This is a genomic window from Neisseria sp. HMSC070F02, from assembly GCF_001814225.1.
GTDB lineage: Bacteria > Pseudomonadota > Gammaproteobacteria > Burkholderiales > Neisseriaceae > Neisseria > Neisseria meningitidis.
Genome location: NZ_KV815462.1, coordinates 2,228 through 2,484 on the forward strand (window position 1 = coordinate 2,228; position 257 = coordinate 2,484).

Below are 257 nucleotides of genomic sequence, written 5' to 3' on the forward strand. Positions count from 1 at the left end.
CGAACTAGATTCCCGCTTTTGCGGGAATGACGAAGTTTTTCGGCCATGTGCCGTGATTCGGGCAATACTCGGTAACGGCTGATTTTTTGAAAATGTTTGAAATCGGCGCGTGGTGTTCTTGTGCAAATGGCAGATGCCGCATCGCGGCAGGTTGACGGCAGGTGTTTGGTGTTGATTCCGTTGTTGCTGTTGTCGGGGGCGGCGGTAACGGCGTCGTTGTTGGTGGCGTTGGCGTCGCGCTCAACCGGCAGTCCGCA

General features: G+C 55.6%; 1 pseudogene. It reads right to left on the reverse strand.

Going from position 1 to position 257, the window contains the following annotated elements:
- Positions 1-257: pseudogene (locus tag HMPREF2959_RS12190) on the reverse strand (hypothetical protein); the annotation flags it as partial.